Annotated in this window: 20 protein-coding genes; 7 read left to right on the top strand and 13 right to left on the bottom strand. The window is 67.1% G+C overall.

The genetic code is table 11. The features are described from left to right. Positions 1 to 67 precede the first annotated feature (67 nt). On the bottom strand, positions 68 to 631 hold the full coding sequence (gene efp / locus G0Q01_RS16600) for an elongation factor P (RefSeq protein WP_095884089.1): 564 nt from the start codon (positions 629 to 631) through the stop codon (positions 68 to 70). 220 nt (positions 632 to 851) lie between these two features. Between efp and G0Q01_RS16595 the strand changes: the two genes are divergently transcribed. Further along, the gene (locus G0Q01_RS16595; protein WP_066101377.1) at positions 852 to 1,181 is read left to right on the top strand and encodes a DUF6280 family protein; all 330 of its coding nucleotides are present in this window, start codon (positions 852 to 854) and stop codon (positions 1,179 to 1,181) included. Positions 1,182 to 1,373: 192 nt separating this feature from the next. Here the strand turns inward: G0Q01_RS16595 and G0Q01_RS16590 are convergent, their stop codons facing one another. From G0Q01_RS16590 to G0Q01_RS16535, 12 genes are all read right to left on the bottom strand, one after another. Then, positions 1,374 to 2,522 carry a hypothetical protein gene (locus tag G0Q01_RS16590; RefSeq protein ID WP_164195717.1) on the bottom strand — a complete coding sequence of 383 codons (1,149 nt, stop codon included), beginning with the start codon at positions 2,520 to 2,522 and terminating at the stop codon, positions 1,374 to 1,376. A gap of 74 nt (positions 2,523 to 2,596) precedes the next feature. Further along, positions 2,597 to 4,000, bottom strand: a complete 1,404-nt coding sequence (locus tag G0Q01_RS16585; protein ID WP_108966396.1) for a TolC family outer membrane protein — start codon at positions 3,998 to 4,000, stop codon at positions 2,597 to 2,599. 47 nt (positions 4,001 to 4,047) lie between these two features. Beyond that, positions 4,048 to 4,698, bottom strand: coding sequence for a protein-L-isoaspartate O-methyltransferase (locus tag G0Q01_RS16580; RefSeq protein ID WP_164195719.1), 651 nt, complete (start codon positions 4,696 to 4,698; stop codon positions 4,048 to 4,050). Between the two features lie 190 nt (positions 4,699 to 4,888). Continuing rightward, a complete protein-coding gene (locus tag G0Q01_RS16575; RefSeq protein WP_159099587.1) occupies positions 4,889 to 5,206 on the bottom strand; it encodes a hypothetical protein in 318 nt (105 codons plus the stop codon). 6 nt (positions 5,207 to 5,212) lie between these two features. Beyond that, entirely contained in the window at positions 5,213 to 5,563 is a 351-nt protein-coding gene (locus G0Q01_RS16570) for a YqjD family protein (RefSeq protein WP_108966403.1), read from the bottom strand. Positions 5,564 to 5,696: 133 nt separating this feature from the next. Next, positions 5,697 to 7,487: a gamma-glutamyltransferase gene (gene ggt / locus G0Q01_RS16565; RefSeq protein WP_164195724.1), complete on the bottom strand. Its 1,791-nt coding sequence runs from the start codon at positions 7,485 to 7,487 to the stop codon at positions 5,697 to 5,699. Between the two features lie 85 nt (positions 7,488 to 7,572). Next, complete coding sequence (locus G0Q01_RS16560) at positions 7,573 to 9,822, bottom strand: molybdopterin-dependent oxidoreductase (protein WP_164195726.1); 2,250 nt, start codon at positions 9,820 to 9,822, stop codon at positions 7,573 to 7,575. A 105-nt stretch (positions 9,823 to 9,927) separates the two neighbouring features. Then, positions 9,928 to 11,103 (bottom strand): flagellar motor switch protein FliM, encoded by a 1,176-nt coding sequence (locus G0Q01_RS16555; RefSeq protein ID WP_235940207.1) that lies wholly within the window; start codon positions 11,101 to 11,103, stop codon positions 9,928 to 9,930. 96 nt (positions 11,104 to 11,199) lie between these two features. After that, positions 11,200 to 13,881 carry an ATP-binding protein gene (locus tag G0Q01_RS16550; RefSeq protein ID WP_164195728.1) on the bottom strand — a complete coding sequence of 894 codons (2,682 nt, stop codon included), beginning with the start codon at positions 13,879 to 13,881 and terminating at the stop codon, positions 11,200 to 11,202. Then, complete coding sequence (locus tag G0Q01_RS16545; RefSeq protein ID WP_108966411.1) at positions 13,878 to 14,165, bottom strand: hypothetical protein; 288 nt, start codon at positions 14,163 to 14,165, stop codon at positions 13,878 to 13,880. The genes G0Q01_RS16550 and G0Q01_RS16545 overlap by 4 nt, the downstream gene beginning before the upstream one ends. Next, complete coding sequence (locus G0Q01_RS16540) at positions 14,162 to 14,557, bottom strand: response regulator transcription factor (RefSeq protein ID WP_164195730.1); 396 nt, start codon at positions 14,555 to 14,557, stop codon at positions 14,162 to 14,164. The genes G0Q01_RS16545 and G0Q01_RS16540 overlap by 4 nt, the downstream gene beginning before the upstream one ends. A 111-nt stretch (positions 14,558 to 14,668) precedes the next feature. Then, entirely contained in the window at positions 14,669 to 15,982 is a 1,314-nt protein-coding gene (locus G0Q01_RS16535) for a helix-turn-helix domain-containing protein (protein ID WP_164195732.1), read from the bottom strand. 221 nt (positions 15,983 to 16,203) lie between these two features. On the opposite strand from G0Q01_RS16535, the gene G0Q01_RS16530 reads away from it, so the two are divergent. The 6 genes from G0Q01_RS16530 to G0Q01_RS16505 all read left to right on the top strand — a co-directional run. Beyond that, entirely contained in the window at positions 16,204 to 17,550 is a 1,347-nt protein-coding gene (locus G0Q01_RS16530; RefSeq protein WP_108966415.1) for a substrate-binding protein, read from the top strand. 104 nt (positions 17,551 to 17,654) lie between these two features. Further along, positions 17,655 to 18,686, top strand: coding sequence for a branched-chain amino acid ABC transporter permease (locus G0Q01_RS16525; RefSeq protein WP_164195734.1), 1,032 nt, complete (start codon positions 17,655 to 17,657; stop codon positions 18,684 to 18,686). Between the two features lie 4 nt (positions 18,687 to 18,690). Continuing rightward, entirely contained in the window at positions 18,691 to 19,899 is a 1,209-nt protein-coding gene (locus G0Q01_RS16520; protein WP_164195737.1) for a branched-chain amino acid ABC transporter permease, read from the top strand. A gap of 10 nt (positions 19,900 to 19,909) precedes the next feature. Then, entirely contained in the window at positions 19,910 to 20,665 is a 756-nt protein-coding gene (locus G0Q01_RS16515; RefSeq protein WP_164195740.1) for an ABC transporter ATP-binding protein, read from the top strand. Between the two features lie 12 nt (positions 20,666 to 20,677). Continuing rightward, positions 20,678 to 21,433 carry an ABC transporter ATP-binding protein gene (locus G0Q01_RS16510; protein WP_164195741.1) on the top strand — a complete coding sequence of 252 codons (756 nt, stop codon included), beginning with the start codon at positions 20,678 to 20,680 and terminating at the stop codon, positions 21,431 to 21,433. A gap of 211 nt (positions 21,434 to 21,644) precedes the next feature. Beyond that, positions 21,645 to 22,026, top strand: a 382-nt coding sequence (locus G0Q01_RS16505; protein WP_304610724.1) for an acetyl-coenzyme A synthetase N-terminal domain-containing protein, incomplete at its 3' end; no start/stop codon positions are given.

Raw genomic sequence — 22,026 nt, 5'->3', positions numbered from 1 at the left:
CCGGAGGCCCTTTGGTCATGCTATGTCGCCCCCGGATCGCACGGGGACAAACTGGTCGGCGCGCGGGTTATGCGCGTTCCGAATACTCCATGGTCTCGGTGTTCACGATGATGTCCTCGTCCTGCCCGACGAAGGGCGGAACCAGGACACGCACACCATTGTCGAGCACGGCGGGCTTGAAGCTGTTTGCCGCGGTCTGACCTTTGACCACCGGCTCGGTCTCGACGATCTTGCAGGTCACCTTCTGCGGCAGGGTCGCGTTCAGCGCTTCTTCCTCGTGGAATTCGACGACGATGGTCATGCCATCCTGCAGGAAGGGGCGACGCTCGCCGAGGATGTCGGCGTCGAGCTGCACCTGCTCATAGGTCTCTGTGTCCATGAAGATCAGCTGACCGGCGTCCTCATAGAGGAACTGCATGTCCTTCTGTTCGAGGCGCACGCGCTCGACCTTGTCCGCCGAGCGGAAACGCTCGTTCAGCTTGGAGCCGTTGCGCAGGTTCTTCATCTCGACCTGGGCAAAGGCGCCGCCCTTGCCGGGCTTCACGTGGTCGACCTTCACCGCGGCCCACAGGCCACCTTCATGCTCGAGCACGTTCCCGGGGCGGATCTCGTTACCGTTGATCTTGGGCATGGTCAGAAAACTTTACAGTAAGGTTGAAGGGGTTTTCCGGCCTCCTATATATGGCCGGTTCGCCCCGTGCAAGACAACGATATCTCGCGTTCCGTACAAGCCGAGATATGCACCAGATGCAACGACGCTATGCGTTTGTGCTGTATCCGAATCGAACGGAATGGTCCATAACGCCGCGTACGCCAGAAAAGACAAGAGCAATAATCAAAAAGGTCGAAAGATGAAGGATTTCGTGGACAGCACAGCCTACCATGCCGAACAAGGCAACCGCGCGCGGAAACTTTTCGCCGCTGTGGTTCTGGCTGCGCTCGACGATGCAATCGCCGATGACAAGAAATACGGCAATGGTCCCGAGCAGATCGCCCGCTGGGCACGCTCGCGCGACGGCCGTGAAGTTCTGAGCTGCGCCGGTATCGACCCGAACGAGCGGGTTGTCTCCGGTCTGATGGAATTCGTGTCGAAAGGTGTCCGCACCTCGGTCGCGCTGTCGCGCGAGGAGAGCGAGCGTCGTCACGCAGCCGCAGCCGCGGAACAAGCCGAAGCCGCTTGATCCCGGTATAGGGGGCCCGGCCCCCAGCCAGTCGAAGGCGCGCCCCGAAACGGGCGCGCCTTCGGCGTTTCCAGAGGCACCGTCGGCCAGTTTCCGCCGGTTCCCTCCCCTGCTGGCCAGGCAGCAAGAAGCCCGGACGCCTTGGGCGCCGGGCTTCGCTTTCGTTCGGTGTTTGTGATCCGCGTCGCGCGGTCAGTCGAGATCGTCGCTCGCAAGCAGGCGCTGGAGCTCGCGGCGCACCAGCGTGCGGATAGTGCGCGTCGCGCCGTCTCCCAAGGCCCCCTGCAGTTCTTCTCGGACCACCTCGGCGATCAGCGCGCGCAGGCGGTCCTCGTCGACACCGCTCGGCGACTCGGCGACGGGCGCCGGCGGCTGCTCGGGTGCGGAGGTGTCGCTGCGCAGGTTGCTCTGACTGCGCTGCCAGACCGGGTTGCGCAGGATCTTCACCGGGCGGCGTGGCGCGGGTTCGGGCTCGGCCTGCGGCTCTTCGGCAGCACCGTCCTCTGCCGCGGAGCGCGCCGAGGTCGCGGATTGCAGGTCCGCGACGGTCTCTTCGGGCTCATCTTCGAGCGCGTCCTCGTCGGGCGTGATATCGGGCTGAGCCGGGGTCTCGAGCACATAGGGCTCATCCACCAGCTCGGGTTCGGGCATCGGGCGGCTTGCGAGTTCCTGGTCCTCGTCCTCGGCCGTCACGGGCTGGCTCGGCGCGGGCTCATCGCCCGGCTGGTGCCGGAAGATCGCCTCTGGGGCCGCTTCACCACGTTCAGGCTCGAACTCATGCGTGCTGCGCGCAATCATCTCCTCGAGCTCGGCGATCTTCTGCGCGAGACTGCCCTCCTTCGCGGTCGCATCGGCAATCGGCGTAGCCTGAGGAGGGGTGCTGTCGCGCTGCTTGAGCGCGAAGAAATCGGCGATGGACGCCTCGGCGAACTCGCTTTCGGACTCTTCGTCCACCTCGATGAAGGGTGCCTCTTCGACCTCGTCGCTGACCGCTGCCTCGGGCACCGGACCTGGCGTCGCCTCGGGTGCGATGGCGCGCAGGGGCGCACGGCGGGCGACCTCGGCGACCTCTTCCTCGGCCGGAACAAGACGCGCTGCGAGCGGCGGAGCATGGCGCGCGGGCGCGTCTTCGCCGGTCTCGGAGGTGTCGCTGTCCGTCACCTCGGACGCGGGGGCCTCTTGCACGCGCAGCGCGGGGGTCAAGACCAGCCGCCCCGCCGGAGCGGAACGCTGCGCCTGGGGCGCCTCTGACGTGGACTCGGGACGGGAATCTTCGGAAACCAACCTCCGGATAGAGGAAAGCACGTCCTCGATTTCCACATTGGTCACGGGATCGGACATTTATGTACCACTCTTGCCTGTCCCCCCAAGTGTAGCGTCTTGGGGGGCGCCAGACAACAAGGACGAGGAGAAGCTTACTGCTTCCCCATCGCCTTCAGGATACGGTTCAGATCCGCGCCCTGGCGCGACTGGACCGGAGCGGACTTGACCAGGTTGTAGTACTCGGCAGGGTCGTAGCGCGGCACGTTCAGTGCCAGGTCTTCCGCCGTCAGCTGGCCCATGGTGTAAAGCACGGTATAGGCGGCGATCGTCTCGTCGACCACGGCGGAGATCTGGGTGTTGCGCGCGTCGAGCAGTTCCTGCTCGGCGTCGAGCACGTCGAGCGTGGTGCGGGCACCGAGCGTCGCTTCCTCGCGGGTGCCGCGGAAGGCGACGGTGGCGGCGCGGACCTGCTCGTCTGAGGCCGCGCGGGCCGCCTGCGCCACACGCAGGTTGGCATAGGCATTGGTAACCGACTGCGGGATCAACTTGGTCAGCTGCAGCAGGGCTGCACGGCGCTGATCACGGCTGGCATAGGCCTGACGCTTGATCGAGCTGAGCTGGCCGCCCTGATAGATCGGGCCCGACACGTTCAGACCGACGGTGCCCCCGCGCGTGCCGGCCTCGCTGTCGAAGCTCTCGTCAAAGCCGTAGGTGCCTTGCAGCGACACGGTGGGGCTCATGTTGGATTGCGCGATGGCGACGCCGACTTCGGCTGCGGCCACCTGGTGCTGCACCTGGATGATATCCGGGTGGTCGCGCAGGGCGATCGCCCGGGCCTGATCGGCCGTTGCCGGAATGCGTGGCAGGCTGCTCGGCGAGACGAGGTTGCCCGGCAGGCGGCCCACCGACGCGCGGTATTCCTCGCGGGCCTGGGCCAGTGCGCCCTCGGCCGCGGCAAGCAGCGAGCGGGCCGCGGCGAGCCGCGCCTGGGCCGAAGCGACGTCGGTGCGGGTGACTTCGCCGACCTCGAAGCGGTCGTCGGCGGCGCGGAGTTCCTCGCCGATCACGCGAACGTTGTTCTGCCGCAAGGTCAGGGTTTCGATGGCCCGGCGGACTTCCATGAAGGCGTTGACGGCGCGCAGCAGCACGTCCTGTTCGACCGAGACGAGGCCTGAGCGGGTGGCCAGAACGGTTTCCTTGGCGGCGTCCACAGCGAGACGGTTGCTGCCGCCATCGTAGAGAACCAGCGAGGCAATGAGCCCGATCGACGTGGTGTCGGTGGCCGCGCCGGTATAATTGCCGGTCACCGCACTGCGGGTCTCGCCGTAGTTGCGGGTCACGTCACCGGTCCAGGAGATCACCGGACGAAGCGCGCCGACCGCCTGGGCCACGTCTTCGTCGGCGGCACGCAGCACCGCCCGGTTCTGCTCGAGCAGCCCACTGGTGTTGTAGGCCCCGGCCAAGGCATCCGCCAGCGTCTCTGCCGCGGCGGGCATCGCGAGCCCGGCCGCAAGGCACACGCCCGTCATCCATGTCGTCAGAGATTTACGCGCCATTTTCCTGCCCTCTCGATCCGATTTTGTACCCGCCTGCCCGTTTCGGGTCAGAGCGCAAAGGCCACCTCTTTGTTGAACCCGGCAAGCACGGGCGCAGTGGCGTTGAAAGAAAATCGCCAGGTGATGGTGCCGTCGATCTTCCAGCCGACCTTCACCGTTCCCAGCGCCCCGTCCATGAAAATACAGGCAATCCGCCCGCCGTCCTTGAGCTGCCCGGCAATGGTCTCGGGAAGCTGTTCAATTCCGCCCTCGATCACGATGGCATCGTAGGGCCCATGTTGCGGCGCACCCTCGGCGAGCGGGCCGACATGCTGGATCACGTTGTCCGCATGGTCCATCAGCAGCGGTTGCGCCTCCTCGGCGCGCTCCGCGTCATCCTCGACCGCAACCACGGCCTCGGCGATGCGGGCGATGACCGCGGCGCTGTAGCCGAGCCCCGAGCCAATATCGAGCACGAGGTCGTCGCCATCCACGTTCAGCGCGTCGAGCATCTTGGCAAAGGTCCGCGGGTCGAGCACCACGCGCCCGTCACCGAGGTCGATGTTGCGGCCGGCATAGGCCGCGTCCACGGCCTCGTCGGGCACGAATGCTTCGCGCGGGACACGGAGCATGGCGTCGATGATAGGGAACTTGGTGACGTCCGAGGGACGAACCTGTGTATCAACCATCATACGGCGGAGGGTGACGAAATCGGTCATCCGCTAAACTCTTCCGTTCAGATATCCTTACAAAAACTTCTGCCACACTTGCCACCCCGGGGCAATGTCCGGCTGCCTACAAAAGAATAATCCCGCACCAGACTGTGGCGCGAGCGCTTCAAAATCAATGATTTTTTGACACATTTCATGAAATAAAAGGCGGCGCCAAAGAGGTCCGCGCTCAGGCGGATCACTCCTTGCGCATTGCCTGCCCTGCCGCGCGGCCCGCCAGGAAGGCTTCGACCAGAGAGGTCACCGGCGCCGCGGTCGGGGCCGCGGCGACGGGCACCCGCGGGCGGACGGGCAGGAAGAGGAGCAAGAGCGCCAGCACGAGGTAGACGCCGCCAACCACGAGCGCGGCGACCAGCTCACCCTGAGCTTCGGCCAGCGCGATCCAGCCGGCGATGGTAAAGAAAATCGCCGCGACGGCCATGCAGACCGCCCCGGCGATGGTACGACCGACCCTTGTCAGGGCGGCTCTCAGTCTTGCCTCGAACAGGGCGAACAAACGATCTTACCTCCGGCTGCCGACATAACCGATCAGGAACCCGACCGCCGCCGCAAGGCCGATGGCCTGGAACGGATTCGCCTGGATCTGGCCGCGCGCATTGTTTTCGAGCTCGGCGACGCGCTGGCCGGCCTCGCGCAGCGCCTCTTCGCCGCGGTCGCGCACTTCCTGCGCCTTGGCTTCGCCGGCGGCCCGGTATTCCGCGCCGCGGCGTTTGCCGATATCCCCCACGAGTTCGGCCAGCGAGGCCACGTCGGCGCGCAGGGTCTTGATCTGATCGCTCAGCGCCTCGCCGTCCCCTTGCAGCGTCTCCGCCACCTTGGGGGTGTCGTTCGATTTGGTTGCAGTCTGAGCCATGATGACGTCCTCCGTCTGCCTGTGCCTTTCACGGTCAACCCGGGAAGTCTGCGCGAAGTTCCCCGGGTCACGCAAGTTTCATTGCCATGGGGAACGCTGCGCGTCCTTGCGCCGGATCAACCCCTGCGCGGGGTTACTCGCCAAGAGCGATCCCCTCGCGGCGAGGATCGGCGCCGCCGGTGAGCGCCGCGCCCACCGCGATGGCATGCAGCCCCGAGTTCAGGTCGCGAAGGCTGGTGTCGAAGCCCATGTCACCCAGCGGGCCGGCCAGCGCCTCGGCGCCGGTGCCCGCCTCGATGTCCATGGTGCCGAAGCGGTTGAGCAGATGGGGTGCCGCCACCGCCTGCTGCACATCCATGCCCCAGTCGAGATGGGCGATCACCGCCTGCGCGACGTAGCCGATGATCCGGCTGCCGCCCGGCGAGCCGACGACCATGACCGGCGCGCCATCCTTCATCACGATGGTCGGCGCCATGGAAGACCGCGGCCGCTTTCCGGGCTCGAGCCGGTTGGCGATGGGTACGCCGTTGTCATGGGTCTCGAAGCTGAAATCGGTGAGTTCGTTGTTGAGCAGGAAGCCCCGCACGAAGAGCCGCGAGCCGAAGCCGTTCTCGATAGTGGTGGTCATCGACAGGGCATTGCCCTCTGCGTCGACGATGGAGATATGCGATGTCGAGGGGAACTCGATGGAGCGATCATCGGCCAAGAGCTGCGCGTGGTCCCATTCGGGATCGCCGGGCGCGACGTCTGTCAGGGCCGTCTGCCCGCCCAGCAACTCTGCGCGGGTTTCGAGGTAGGCGGGATCGACCAGCCCTTCGGTTGGCACGGGGACAAAATCGCTGTCGGCCATGTAGCGGCCCCGGTCGGCGAAGGCGAGCCGCGAGGCATCGCCGATCAGCCGCCAGGCTTCGGCGCTCTCCGGGCCGAGCGCAGCCAGATCGTAGGGCGCGAGCGCGCCGAGGATCTGCCCGACGGTCAGCGCCCCCGACGAGGGCGGCCCCATGCCGCAAACGTCATGCGCGCGATACTCGACGCAGACCGGCGCCCGCTCGATCACGTCGTAGAGGGCGAGATCGGCGCTGCTCAGCAGGCCAGGGTTGCCCTCGGCCTCGCGGACTGTGCGAACGATGTCCTCGGCGATCTCGCCCGAGTAGAAGGCGCGGCTGCCCTCGGCGGCGATGGCCTTGAGCGTGTCGGCATAGGGCTGGTTGCGCAGCATGTCACCCGCCTGCAGCGCGGTGCCGCCGGGATAGAAGTAGCTCTCGGTGTCGGGGAAGCGCCGCAGCCGGTCGCCATCCTCGGCGATCAACCCGGCAAGTCGCGGCGAGACCGAGAAGCCGTCTTCGGCCAGCGCGATCGCCTCGTCGAAAAGCCCGGACCAATTTGCCGTGCCCCAGCGCCGGTGCGCCTCTTCCATCAGCCGCGGCGTGCCGGGGGTGCCGACCGAGCGCCCGCCGACCACGGCGTCGAAGAACTCGAGCGGCGCGCCGTTCTCATCCTGGAAGTAGGTCGGCTTCGCGGCCAACGGTGCGGTCTCGCGCCCGTCGAGCGTGGTGAGGCTTCGGGATTTGGCGTCGTACCAGACGAGAAAGGCGCCGCCCCCGAGGCCGGAGCTCTGCGGCTCCACGAGGCCCAGCACCGCCTGCACCGCGACCATGGCGTCGGCGGCGCTGCCGCCATCGCGCAGCACCCGGGCTCCCGCCTCGACCGCCAGCGGGTTCGCGGCGGCGACCATCCAGTCCTGCGCCTCGGTCGGCTGCCCCTGGGCCTTGGAGTCGAGCGCAGCCCGGGCCGCGTCTGACAGGCCTTCGAAGCCCGAGGTCTCGGTCGCGGCCTCCGGCGCCACGGCGTCGGCGGCCTGCTGCGCCATGAGCGGCGCGGCAAGGCCCGCCGCGAAGAGGGTGATCAGGATCGTCGCGCGCATCGGGTCCTCCCTGTCTGCATCCCCGTTCAGGGGACGGTGCCGGAAAGGTAACCCGAAGCCGCGCTTTCTCAAATCGCGATCTGGATCAACTCAGAGGACCGACCTCGACCAGCGCGGTATGCGCCGAGCACCCCTGCCCCAGCGACGAGGTGCCCTTGTCGCGGGTCAGCACGTTGGGGTTGCCATGCGGGTCGATGTTCTCGGAGGCGTCGCCATACCACGCGCCGGTGGGCAGCGCGACAACGCCGAGGCGGATGTCCTCGGTCACCACGGCCCGCGCCCGCGCCGCGCCGCGGGCGTTGCGCACCAATACCAGATCGCCCGTTGCGATGCCGCGCGGGCGGGCGTCCTCGGGGTGGATGAGCAGCCGCTCGGGGCGGGCATCGGGCTGATCGGCGAGCGCGCTCTCGAGCTGGCTGTGCAACTTGTCGCCGGGCTGCGGCGAGACGAGGTGCAGCGGCGTCTGCGGCGTGGCCTTGCCGAGCCATTCGGTCGGCTCGAGCCAGGCAGGGTGGCCAGGGCAATCGGCATAGCCGAAGCCCTCGACGGTTTCGGAGAAGATCTCGATCCGGCCCGACGGGGTGTTCAGCGCGTTTTCCTCGGGATCGGCGCGGAACCGGGCCAGGAACGACGGCAGCGGCGGTTCCTGCACGATGGGCAGCTTGACCCAGTTCCGGGCGCGCAGATCGTCGTAGGAAGGCACCTCGATCCCCGCAGCAGCGCCGCTCTCGCGGTAGCTGCCGTAGAGATGCCGCAGCCAATCCTCGCTGCTGCGCCCCTCGGTGAAGCGCGCCCCCTCGCCCATGCGCTCGGCGAGCCCGGCGAAGATGTCGTAGTCGTCGCGCGCCTCGCCCACCGGATCGATCAGCGCGGGCATGTTGAACAGGTACTCGTCGAGGTCGGTGCGGCCGATGTCCTCGCGCTCGTAGCTGGTGGTCGCCGGGAAGACGATGTCGGCGCGCTTGGCAGTGGCGGTCCACCACGGCTCGTTGACGATCACCGTCTCGGGAGATTTCCAGGCCTCCGACAGGCGGTTCAGATCCTGGTGGTGGTGGAAGGGGTTGCCGCCCGCCCAGTAAACCAGACGGATATCGGGATAGGGCTCGCGCTGTCCGTTGAAGTCATAGGGCACGCCGGGGTTCGCCAGCATGTCGGCGATGCGCGCGACGGGGATGAAGGTGCCAACCGGGTTCTGCAACTGGTCGAGCGTCACCCCGCGCAGCGATTTCATCGACTTGCCGATGCCGCCGATGGCCCCGTAGCCGTAGCCGACACCGCCCCCCGGCAGGCCGATCTGCCCGAGCATCGCCGCCAGCACCGCCGACATCCAGTAGGGCTGCTCGCCATGCTCGGCGCGCTGCAGCGACCAGGCGACGGTGATCAGCGTACGGGTGCTGGCCATGCGGCGCGCCAATGCGCGGATGGTGTCGGGATCGGTGCCGCAGATGGGGCTGGCCCATTCCGGGGTCTTGGGCATGCCGTCGGCCTCGCCCATCAAGTAGGGGCGGAACCGCTCGAATCCGACGGTGTAGCGCGACAGGAAGGCGTGGTCCGTCAGCCCCTCCTGCTCAAGCACGAAGGCCAGCGCCAGCATCAGCGCGGTGTCCGAGCCGGGGCGGACGGGCAGCCACTCGCAGCCCTCGGGTGCATCGCGGCGCTGCGGGCCGATGTTGAGGCAGCGCATGCCCTTGGCGTGGAAGCGGTCGAACCAGCTGGCCGTGTCGTGGCGGGTGATGCCGCCCATGCTGACCTGCGCGTTCTTCTTGTTGATGCCGCCGAACATCACAAGCGTCTCGGTGTTCTCGGCGATGGTCTGCCAGCTGTCCTGCTCGTTGTAGAGATAGCGCAGGAAGGTCACGCCGAAGACATGCGGCATGATCGCCTGCGCGCAGCCGGTGGAATAGCTGCCGAAGGAGGCGACGTAGCCGCCGATGCTGTTGAGGAAGCGGTGCACCTGGCTCTGCGCGTGGTGGAAGCGCCCCGCCGAGGACCAGCCGTAGGAGCCGCCGAAGATCGCCTCGTTGCCGTGCGCCTTGCGGATGCGGTCGATCTCGGCGGCGGCGATGTCCAGCGCCTCGTCCCAGGGCAGCTCGACGAACTCGTCGCTGCCGCGGCCCGCGCGGTCGCGGCGCTCGAGCCAACCGCGTCGGATCGAGGGGCGCGCGACTCGGCTGCGATGGTGCACCGCCTGCGGCAGGATATCGGGGATGGCCGAGGGTTCGGGGTCGTCGGCAAACGGCGCAGTGGCGGTGATGCGCCCGCCTTCGGTGGTGACCTCGAAGGCCCCCCAGTGGCTGGTGGTGACACGGGTCTTGCGGTCGGATTTGGTGGACATGGGGCGACTCCGGCGGCTGATCGGGCAGCATGACTATGCCGCAGTGTATCATTGCATCGGAGGGGAAATGGCAAGAGCGCGCCCTGAGGACCGCGCCGCGCGGCCTCAGTCGTCGTCCTTGATCGGCGCGGCGGAAAAATCAAAATCGAACTCCGTCGCGGCGCCCGCCTCGTCGGTGGCGGCGTCTTCCCCAAAAGTCGAGGCGAAGTCGAACTCGCCACCGCCGGGCTCCGGCACGTCAGGCAGGTCGGGCAGATCGGGCAGGCCCGAGGCGATCTCGTCGAGGCCGAATTCCCCGGGCGCGGCGTCGGGCGGAGCCGGCGCCATGTCGGGCAGCTCTGTCATCTCGGGCAGGTCAGGGGCCTCGTCCTGCGGCGCGACGCGGGGCCACGAGAGACGCACCGCGCGCATGATCTGCCCGAGCCGCCCGCCCGCCACTGGCGCGCCGGGGCCGGCGTGCAGCGTCACCGCGTCGAGCATATCGGGGCTGAGCGGCAGCAAGTCGCCCGGCCGCAGCGCCTGCGCCTTGTTCAGCGGCAGGCGCAGCGCGCCCAGCACCGCCCGCATCTGCGCTGGCAGGAGCCCCATCTTTTGCTCATGCGCGCCGGGCTGGCCCGGCGGCCCCGCCCGCCGCGCGCCCGGGCGCTCGGGCAGGAACAGCCGCAGCTCGCCCCGCCGCCGGCCGAGCGCCAGATCGAGCGTGGCGCGGAACACCATGTAGCCCGGCGCATCGAGCAGCATCCCGGCGGCGCGCGCATCCTCGAGCATGGCGCCGAAGCGAAATCCCTCGATCTGCGGGCGCAGGGGGTGATCCTCGAGGAAACGGGCAAAGCGCTCGAGCGTGCCGTCAAGCAGCGGCGCAGTCATCGCGGCGTCGGTCGCGGTGAAGGCGCGCGGCTCGGCGGGCATCTGGGTGACCTGGAGCATGGTCTGCACCTCGGTCAGACCGGTGACGAGATCGCGGTCGAGCGTGACGAACCCCACCACCCCGTCCGGTCCGTCAAGCAAGAGCAGCAGCGCCTCGGGCGGCAGCTGCGCGACGACGCCGTCCTGGTCGAGATGCTCCTGATCGACCGCATGGGCGACAAGCGCGAGATCCCACAGCACATCGGCGGTGCGTGACAGCGCCCGGCGCAGCGCCTTGGCCGGGGACATGGCGCGTGCCTCGAAGGCACGGCGTGCGGCCTCGGCCTTGCGGCTCAGCACGTTCCGGCTGTCGGCCCCGCCGCCCCTGCCCTGCGCGGAATCCTGTCTTGAAGCCTGTCCGGCGGCGTCTGGCATCGTCCCTGTCGGCCCAATCTGTCGAGATACCCCAGTCCCGATCTATGACGGGATTTGGTTACCATCGGCTTTATCCCGGCGCGGGAAAGGCGCCTGTCACTGCGCGGCGATGGCCAGATCGGCGGGCAGGCTCACCCGGAAGGAAGCACCCGCGCGCCCCGGCACATAGGTGATGTCGCCGCCGAGGCGCGTGACGATCTGCCGGCAGATCGCAAGGCCCAGCCCTGCGCCCCCGGCCTTCTGGTCGCTGACCCGGCTGAACTTCTCGAAAATCACGTCCTGCGCCTCGGCGGCGACGCCCGAGCCGTTGTCGGTGAAGTCGAGCGCCAGCCGTGCGCCCGCCCGCACCGAGATCTCGAGCCGCGGGCGCGGCGCATCGCAATACTTGCGGGCATTGGCGATGAGGTTGATGAAGACCTGGCTCAGCCGGTCGAGATCGGTGTGCAGCACGATCTGCTCGGCGGCGCGATCGCGGCGGATCTCCAGCCGCCGCCCCGCCTCGTCCGCCGCCGCCGCGGCCACGGCGCGGTCGAGCACGTCCGACAGCAGCCCTTCGCGCAGGTTCAGGTTGACCTGCCCGTTCTCCAGCACCGACAAGTCGAGCAGGTCGTCGAGCAGCCGGGTCAGGCGGATCGCCTCGTCATGGATGATCGAGGCATACTTGGTCTTCTCCGCGTCGCCGAGCCCGGAGGTGTCCCGCAGGATCTCGGAAAAGGCGCGGATCGATGTCATCGGCGTGCGCAGCTCGTGGCTGATCTGGCTGAGGAAGGCATCTTTCTGGACCGACAGGCGGGTGAGCTTGGCATTGGCCTCGCGCAGCTGCGCCGCGGTCCGCGCCAACTCCTGCGACTGCGCCTCGAGACGGGCGGAATACTCCATCATCTGCGCAGTCTCGTCGGCCACGGCCATCAAATCCTCGACCGAGACCGACATGCCCCCGACGATCTGCCCGACCATCGCATGGGCCGTGGCCGCGCCGACCGAGCCCGCCAGCTCGCGTTCGATCGTCTCAAGGAACTGAGGGGTCACATCCGGCAGCGGGCCGCGCCCGCCCTGCCGCTCGGCCTCGCGCTCGAAGAGCTCCTGCGCGTCACGGGCGCCGAGGATTCGCTGCGCCATGATCATCAGGTCCTCGGACTGGGCAACGTTGCCGGTCCAGCTGCGCGGGCCGGTGGAATGCTCGAAGACATTGACGAACTGCGCCCCTTGCAAGCGCTCCAGCGGTTGCGGAAAGCTCAGAAGCGAGCCGAGGATGACACCGCCGGTGTTGACGCTCATCGACCAGAAGAAGGCGTGCAGCAGCGGGTCCATGTCCGACAGGCCGAACATAGCCTGCGGCCGCAGGAAGCCGATGCCGAAGGGGCCGTTGGCGAACCACGCCTCGGGCATCAGCACCCCCGGCCCAAAGGAGGGCAGGAAGAGTGTGTAGTTCCATACGAGGAAACCGAGGACCAGCCCGGTGAAGGCCCCGGCCTTGGAGGCGCCGCGCCAGAAGATGCCGCCGAGCATCGCCGGAAGCACCTGCGCGACACCGGCAAAGGAGACAAAGCCGATGGTCGCGAGCGCCTCGCCGCCGCCCGAAAGGCGGTAGTAGAGATAGCCCAGCATCACCACGCCGATGATCGACAGGCGACGGGCCAGCAGCACGACGGTCCGCACGTCGCCCGAGACGGTGGCGCCCGGCTCGGCAAAGCGCAGCCACAGCGGCATGACCACGTGGTTCGACACCATGGTCGAGAGCGCGATGGCCGCGACGATCACCATCGAGGTGGCGGAACTGAAACCGCCAAGGAAGGACAGCACCGCCAGCCCGCCCTGCCCCTGCGACAGCGGCAGGGTCAGCACGAAGAGATCGGGGTTCGAGCCCTCGGGCAGCAGATCGAGGCCGATCACCGCGATGGGCACGACAAAAAGGCTCATCAGGCCCAGGTAGAGCGGGAAGGCCCAGCTCGCGGTGCGCAGGTGGGTCTCGTTGTCATTTTCCACGACCAGGACCTGGAAGATCCGCGGCAGACAGAGAAAGGCGGCGGCCGAGAGCAGCATCACCCCCGCCCAGCGGCCGCCGTCGATGCGCCATTGACCAAGATCGGAGGCGTCGATCCGCGCCAGCGTCTCGGTCAGCCCGCCGCCCAGTCCCCAGACCACGAAGACCCCGACGGCGAGCAGCGCGAAGAGCTTCACCACCGCCTCGACGGCGATCGCCATGACCACGCCGTTGTGGCGCTCGTTGGCGTCGAGGTTGCGCGTGCCGAAGATCACCGTGAACAGCGCCAGCCCGGCGGCGACCCAGAGCGCGGTATGGCCGGTCTCTTCGCCGGTGGCGAGATCGCCCGCCGCGAAAACCTGGAAGCTCAGCGTCACCGATTGCAGTTGCAGCGCGATATAGGGCGTGGTGCCTATCACCGCGAGCAAGGTGACGCAGACCGCGAGCAGGTTGGACTTGCCGTAACGCGACGAGACAAGGTCGGCGACCGAGGTGATGCGCTGCGAGCGGCCGATACGCACCAGCTTGCGCAGGATCCACCACCAGCCAATCAGCACAAGCGAGGGGCCAAGATAGATCGCCATGTATTCAAAGCCGGTGCGTACCGCCGAGCCGACCGCGCCGTAGAACGTCCAGGCGGTGCAGTAGATCGACAGCGACAGCGTGTAGACCGCCGGCGAGCGCAGCCAGCGCGCCTGGCCATGGGCGGCGATGCGCTCGGCGGCAAAGGCGATGGCGAAGAGAAAGAGCGCGTAGGCGATACAGACGGCGACCAGCGTGTTGAGCATGTTCACTCGCCCCCGCTGCCCAGCCCGTCCCCCGGCGCCGGGCGCCCCAGCGCCCAGGCGATGAAGCCCGCCAGAAGCACCAGCAGCAGCCAGACCCCGAAGAGGTAGACGATCACCGCCGAGCTGCGCACGCCCTGCTCGGGGTCCTCCTGCCAGAGCAGTGGCACCAGCCAGAGCAGCGCGCCGAGAAAGGGCAGCACCCGCGCGCCGTCCATCACCCGGCGGCGGCGGTAGGACTGCCGTTCGAGAAAGACCGGCGGCGTGCCGCGACGGGGCGAGCCCTCGCTCATGGGGGTCCGGGGGCCTCTTCCGGCACGCCGTTCAGCAGCGCCCGCACGGTGTCGAGCATCTCGGAATTGGCAAAGGGTTTCGACATGAAGGCGCTGACCCCTTCGCGCTCGGCCATCTCGCGGTCGCGGCTCTGGCCGCGCGCGGTGAGCATGAGCACCGGCAGCGCCGCGGTGGCGGGGTCGGCGCGCAGCTCGCGCAGGATGTCGTAGCCGCTCTTGCCCGGCAGCATCACATCGAGGATCAGCAGATCGGGACGCGCGCCGCGCAGCTTTTCATTGGCGGTGGTGCCGTCGGAATGGGTTTCCACGGCCAGCCCGTCGCGCGACAGGATGAAGCTGATTGCCTCGATGATATTCGGCTCATCCTCGATCAGCAGCACGTGTTTGGACATGCACCCCTTTCCCCAAGGCGCCGGACACTCCCCCTTCCGGCACCGAGGCTTGCTCCCCCGTGATGTCTTTTTATCACCAATGTTTCACGCCCTGTCAAAATAAGACCACCCTCAGGCACTGCGCTCCGCTGCGTCACCCAGCAGCGAGGGTTCGCGCCGGGCCGGGCAGGCCGCGCGGGCGCAGATGCGGCAGGTGACGCCGACGAGCTCTGTTTCTTCGCCGCCGCGCGCCGCCCCTTCGGGGGTGAACATCATGTGCGCCTCGAAGATCGGGTCACGGTTGGCCTGAGGCGCGCTGGCGGGCTGCGCCACGGCAAAGGCGCGCACCGCGCCGCCCTGCCGCCCGGCAAACTGCACCCGGCGCGAGAGCACCGTCATCGGTCGGCTGAGCGCGGGAAAGAGCGGCCAGAGCGGGCAATCGGCGCCGAAGCGCGGGATCGGGAATTCCGGCAGGGGCTTGCGGAAGGTCAGCGCCCCCGAGGCGTCGCAAATCGCCAGCCCGACCGGTCCGCAGGCCGCATCTGCCGGAAGCGCGGCGAGCCGTCGCATGGCGCGGGCGGCATCGCAGCCGAAGCGCCGCAGCAGCGCCAGAGGGTCTGCGCCCTCGGCCGAGACTGCCTCGAGCACCTGCGGCAGCGGCAGCGCCGCCGCGTCCTCGGCGTAGGTGCGCAGCGCGCGGCGCAGCAGCACCCGGGCGCTGTCCGACAGATCCTCCTCCAGCTCCGCCGCCGCCGCCTCGGGCGCCTGCCCCCCCTCGAGCCCGGGGAAATGATAGCCCTGCGCCTCGAAGAGCGCGGTCACCTCTTCTTGCGGGGTGCCGCTTTCGCTGGCCGCCTTGACCTCAGCGTCGAGGTAGCTGACGAGGCTGCGGCTGCTCTCGGCAAGCCGGGCGCTGTCCTCGTGGATATTGCGGTGGAAACGGCGCTGCCATTCGGGGTCGATCGCCTCGGGCTCGTTGAGGATCGAGGCCGCCGATCGGATCGCTGTCACGGTCGAGAGCATCTCGTGCAGCGCCTCGGCGAGTTGCGGGTCGTGCGCCAGCCGGTCGCTCAGCGTCTCGACGCTGCGCTCGAGCGTTTCGATACGCACCCGGGCCTCGGCCAAAAGCCGGGCCCATCCGGGAAATCGGCCTGCGAATTCATCGACCCGATCCAATTCCGCCGTGCTGCCCCGGGTTGTGCTCGCCGCCTCGCGCAGCGAGGCAATCAGCGCCGCCTCGGCCCCCTCGGTGAGCATGGAAGGTTCGACCTTGAGGATTTCCGCCAAATCGAGCAGCAATTTGCCACCGATTCTGCGGCGGTTGTGCTCAATTAGGTTGAGATAAGAAGCCGATATTCCCGCCTGACGTGCAAGATCGGCCTGCTTGAGGCCCAATATCGTGCGTCTTTCGCGGATTCGGCTTCCTGTGAGCGTGTCGCGGGGCATGCGGTTTTCGAACCCTTTCAAGGCCTTTCTGCGGCGCAAGATAAATTAATTTACACCCTACCCTATTTCTTTGTGCATTTGTTGACAAAAAAATTGTTAACCTAAAAGCAGTTGTTGCGTGATTTTCTTTCGTGGTCCGATACTGATTTTGCACGGAGACGTGCTTTGCGCCCTCGGGAAGAGGAGCCCGGCGGCGCAAATATCGAAACGGGAGGAAATCAATGTCCAAATCGACTCTGACACGCCGCGGCGTGCTGAGAACGGGTGCCGTTGCGGGAGCCGGCGTCGCTCTGCCGACGATCTTCACAAGCTCGTCCGCATCCGCCTTCACCAACGAGCCCACCGGCGGCACCGTGACCCTCGGCTTCAACGTGCCGCAGACCGGCCCTTACGCCGATGAGGGCGCCGACGAGCTGCGGGCCTTCGAACTGGCGGTCGAGCACCTCAACGGTGGCGGCGACGGCGGTATGATGAACACCTTCAGCTCGAAGACGCTGGATGGGGCCGGCATCCTCGGCAAGAAGGTCGAATATGTCACCGGCGACACCCAGACCAAGTCCGACGCCGCCCGCGCCAGCGCGAAGTCGATGATCGAGAAGGACGGCGCGGTGATGATCTCGGGCGGCTCGTCCTCGGGCGTGGCCGTCGCCGTGCAGGGCCTCTGCCAGGAGGCCGGCGTGATCTTCATGGCAGGCCTCACCCACTCCAACGACACCACCGGCAAGGACAAGAAGGCGAACGGCTTCCGCCACTTCTTCAACGCCTACATGTCCGCCGCCGCGCTCGCGCCGGTGCTCGAGAAGATGTACGGCACGGACCGCAAGGCCTATCACCTGACCGCCGACTACACCTGGGGCTGGACCCAGCAGGAGTCGATCCAGGCCGCCACCGAGGCGATGGGCTGGGAGACCGTCAACAACGTGCTGACGCCGCTCGCCCAGACCGATTTCTCGTCCTATATCGCGCCGGTGCTGAACTCGGGCGCCGACGTGCTGGTGCTCAACCACTACGGTGGGAACATGGTGAACTCGCTCACCAACGCCGTGCAGTTCGGCCTGCGCGACAAGCAGGTCAACGGCAAGAACTTCGAGATCGTCGTGCCGCTCTACTCGCGCCTGATGGCGCGCGGTGCCGGCGAGAACGTCAAGGGCATCTTCGGCTCGACCAACTGGCACTGGTCGCTGCAGGACGAGGGTTCGAAAGCCTTCGTGAAGAGCTTCGGCACCAAGTACGGCTTCCCGCCGAGCCAGGCCGCGCACACCTGCTACGTGCAGACCCTGCTCTATGCCGACGCCGTGCAGCGTGCGGGCTCGTTCAACCCCTGCGAGGTCGGCGCCGCGCTCGAGGGCTTCGAGTTCGACGGCCTGGGCAATGGCCCGACGCTCTACCGCGCCGACGATCACCAGTGCTTCAAGGACGTGCTGGTGGTCCGCGGCAAGGAGAACCCGGAATCCGAGTTCGACCTTCTGGAAGTGGTCGAGGTCACGCCGCGGGCGCAGGTGGAATATGCCCCGGATCACCCGATGTTCGCCGGCGGCAACCTCGGGTCCTGCAACCCGGGCGCGTGAGCCCTTCATCAACGCCGGCCAGGTCGCGTTTGCCTGGCCGCATCCAAGCGTTCCCGGCCCCGCGCCGGGAACGTCTGCACTTCCTTTGACCTGAAGGCCGGGACATGGACGCAATTATTCTTCAAATCCTGAACGGGCTCGACAAGGGCTCGGCCTATGCGCTTATCGCGCTGGGGCTCACGCTCATCTTCGGCACGCTCGGGGTGGTCAACTTCGCCCATGGCGCGCTGTTCATGATCGGCGCCTTCTGCGCCGTCACCCTCAACCGCATCCTGACCCTGTCGCACCAGGTGGTCGACGAGAGCCGCACCGACTTTCTCGGCAACCCGCTGAAGGTCGACGTGCCCTATGTCAACGACTGGTTCGGCGAGGCCGCGGGCGCCACGATCATCGACTGGGCGGTGCCGCTGGCCATCCTCTTCTCGATCCCCGTGATGATCGCCATTGGCGTGATCATGGAGCGCGGGCTGATCAAGCATTTCTACCGCCGCCCCCACGCCGACCAGATCCTTGTGACCTTCGGCCTTGCCATCGTGCTGCAGGAGATCATCAAGTATTTCTACGGCGCCAACCCGATCCCGACGCCCGCGCCCGACGTGTTCCGCGGCTCCTTCGATTTCGGCGTGCTGCTGGGCTTCGATCCCAACGCGATCATCTACCCCTACTGGCGCCTCGTCTACTTCGCCTTCGCCGCGCTGATCATCGGCGGGGTCTTCGCCTTCTTGCAGTTCACCACCTTCGGCATGGTGGTCCGCGCCGGCATGGCCGACCGCGAGACCGTGGGGCTGCTCGGCATCAACATTGACCGCCGCTTCACCATCATGTTCGGTCTCGCCGCCGCAGTGGCAGGGCTTGCCGGTGTGATGTACGCGCCGATCAACTCACCCAACTACCACATGGGGATGGATTTCCTCGTGCTGAGCTTCGTGGTGGTGGTCGTCGGCGGCATGGGCTCGCTGCCCGGCGCGGTGCTGGCGGGCTTCGTGCTCGGCGTGCTCGAGAGCTTCGCGTCGATGAACGAGATCAAGTCGATCCTTCCCGGCATCGACCAGATCATCATCTACCTCGTCGCCATCATCATTCTGCTGACCCGTCCGCGCGGCCTCATGGGCCGCAAGGGCGTGATGGAGGACTAAGACCATGTTCGGACTTGGAAAAAAAGACACCGCCGTCTTCGTGGTCGTGATCATCCTGGCGCTCTGCGCGCCGTTCATCCTCAACCCCTTTCCCACCGGCAGCTCGTTGGCGCAGTTCAACGCGGGCTATCCCGACCTGATGCAGCGCTTCGTGATCTTTGGCATCTTCGCCATTGGCTTCAACCTGCTGTTCGGCCTTACAGGCTACCTGAGCTTCGGCCACGCGGCCTTTCTGGGGGCCGGCAGCTACGCCGCGGTGTGGATGTTCAAGCTGCTGAGCATGAACGTCATACCGGCGATCCTGCTGTCGATGATCGTGGCCGGGCTCTTTGCCGTGGTGATCGGCTACGTCAGCCTGCGCCGCTCGGGCATCTACTTCTCGATCCTGACGCTGGCCTTCGCGCAGATGAGCTACAACCTCGCCTATTCGGTGCTCACCCCGATCACCAACGGCGAGACCGGGCTGCAGATCACCCTCGACGATCCGCGCATCCTCGGGGCCTCGGCGACCGCCGATGGCGGCATCCCGGTGACCAACCTCTTCGGGCTGGAGATGCGCCATTTCACCACCGTCGACATCGGCGCCTGGAGCTTCAACTTCTCGGTCGGCTACTACCTCTGCGCCGCGATCATGATCCTGGCCTTCTACGTGTCGGTGCGCATCTTCCGCTCGCCCTTCGGCATGATGTTGCGGGCGATCAAGTCGAACCAGCAGCGGCTTTATTACACCGGCCTCAACGCCCGCCCCTACACGCTCGCCGTCTTCGTGATCTCGGGCATGTACGCGGGTCTCGCCGGCGGGCTGCTGGCGTCGATGGACCCGCTGGCTGGCCCCGAGCGGATGCAGTGGACGGCCTCGGGCGAGGTGGTGCTGATGACCATCCTCGGCGGCGCGGGCACGCTGATCGGTCCGGTGCTCGGCGCGGGCTTCATCAAGTACTTCGAGAACATCTTCTCGAAGATCAACGACGGGGTGCTGCACGGCTGGTTCGCCTTCCTGCCCGACGGGCTGGAGAATTTCGTCGTGACGGTCATCCACCCCTTCGTCGGCAAGGGCTGGCACCTGACGCTGGGGCTGATGTTCATGCTGGTGGTGATCTTCCTGCCCGGCGGGCTGGTGGAAGGCGGTCAGCGCATCGCGAAGGCGCTGCGGCGCGGCAAGTCCGAAGACAACGGCGCGGCCAGCAAGGCCAGCCATGAACCCGCGGAATGAGGAGGCGCAGATGGGCATTCTTGAAGTGAAAGACGTCAACAAGCGCTTCGGCGGCCTCAAGGCGCTGTCCGAGGTCAACCTCAGCGTCGCGGAAAACACCGTGCACGCGATCATCGGCCCCAACGGGGCGGGCAAGTCGACCCTGCTCAACTGCCTCGTTGGCAAGCTGATCCCCGACACCGGCTCGGTGATGTTCGACGGGCAGTCGGTGCTTGGTCGCAAGCCCTTCGAGATCAACCAGATGGGCATTTCGCGGGTCTTCCAGACCCCCGAGATCTTCGGCGACCTGACGGTGATGGAGAACATGATGATCCCGCTTTTCGCCCGCCGCGACGGGGCCTACCGCCTGCATGCCTTCCGTTCGGTCGACAGCGAAGCCGAGCTGCGCAGCCGCGCCGAGGCGATGCTGGAAGACGTGAAGATGCTCGACAAGCGGCACATGCATTCAGCCTCCATGTCGCGCGGCGACAAGCGGCGGCTCGAGATGGCCATGTGTCTGGTGCAGGAGCCGCGCCTCTTGCTGCTCGACGAGCCCACCGCCGGCATGGCCCGCGCCGATACCAACAACACGATCGACCTGCTCAAGGAGATCAAGGAGAAGCGCGACATCACCATGGCGATCATCGAGCACGACATGCACGTGGTCTTCAGCCTTGCTGACCGGATCACCGTGCTCGCGCAGGGCACGCCACTGGTCGAAGACAGCCCCGAGAACATCAAGGGCCACCCCAAGGTGCGCGAAGCCTACCTCGGCGAAGCGGCGTAAGGAGAGAACCAGATGAACGTCAGACCGGATTTTTCCAAGAACGCCAACATGGCCGAAACGGCCCCGGCCTTCCTGTCGGTGTGGGACATGCATTCCTACTACGGCGAGAGCTACATCGTGCAGGGCATCAACTTCAACGTGCACGAGGGCGAGATCGTCGCCCTGCTCGGCCGCAATGGCGCGGGCAAGACCACCACTTTGCGCTCCATCGCCCGGCTGAACGCGCCGCAGGTCCAGCGCGGCGAGATCTGGCTCGACCACAAGCCGCTGCACAGGATGAGCTCCTACGAGGCAGCGACGGCGGGTCTCGGCCTCGTGCCCGAAGACCGGCGCATCATCCCGGGCCTGACGGTCGAGGAGAACCTGCAGCTGGCGCAGATCGCCCCGCCCATCGGCTGGTCGCTGGAGCGTCTCTACGAGCTCTTCCCGCGCCTCGGCGAGCGCCGCAAGCAGGAGGGGGTGACCCTGTCGGGCGGCGAGCAGCAGATGCTGGCCATCGCCCGGGCGCTGGCGCGCGACATCAAGGTGCTGCTGCTCGACGAGCCCTACGAGGGGCTCGCACCGGTGATCGTCGACGAGATCGAGAAGACCCTGCGGCACATCAAGGAACAGGGGATGACCACCATCCTCGTCGAGCAGAACGCGGTGCGCGCGCTGCAGCTGGCGGACCGGGCGATCATCCTCGACACCGGCTCCATCGTCTTTGACGGCACCGCCGCCGAAGTGCTCGGGAACGAAGAGCTGCGCGCGGAATACCTGGCGATCTGAGCGCCGACCGAACACCTCGGTGGGGTGGGGACCCCCAACCGAGGGCGCGCGCGGGACGTCGTGGGGAACGGCCCGCGCGCAAGTATGCACCCCTCCCCGGCAAGCGCGCAGCTGGGAACCCTGCGCGCGCCCTTAAGCGATTTTGCGACGATGCCCCCTTGCATTCGCCGCCCCGGACCGCATCCTGCGGGGCAAAACAGGAGGAGACACCATGACGCACCCGCCCGTCCTTCACGCCCCGTCCGCGGATTTCGTGGCCAAGGCCCATATTGATGCCGCGCGCTATGACGAGATGTACGCGCGCTCGATCTCGGACCCGGAAGGCTTCTGGGGCGAGCAGGCGCAGCGACTCGACTGGATGGCCCGTCCGACGAAGATCAAGGACAGCAGCTTCGACTTCGGCAACGTCTCGATCAAGTGGTTCGAGGACGGCGTGCTGAACGTCGCCTACAACTGCATCGACCGCCACTTGCCCGCCCGCGCCGAGCAGACCGCGATCATCTTCGAGCCGGATAGCCCCGAGGATCCCGCCCAGCACATCACCTATGCCGAGCTCTACGACAAGGTGAACCGCATGGCCAACGTCCTGCTCT

This window comes from Salipiger sp. PrR007, from assembly GCF_010499845.1.
GTDB classification, from domain to species: domain Bacteria; phylum Pseudomonadota; class Alphaproteobacteria; order Rhodobacterales; family Rhodobacteraceae; genus Salipiger; species Salipiger pacificus_A.
This window is presented reverse-complemented; position numbering and strand designations above follow the sequence as displayed.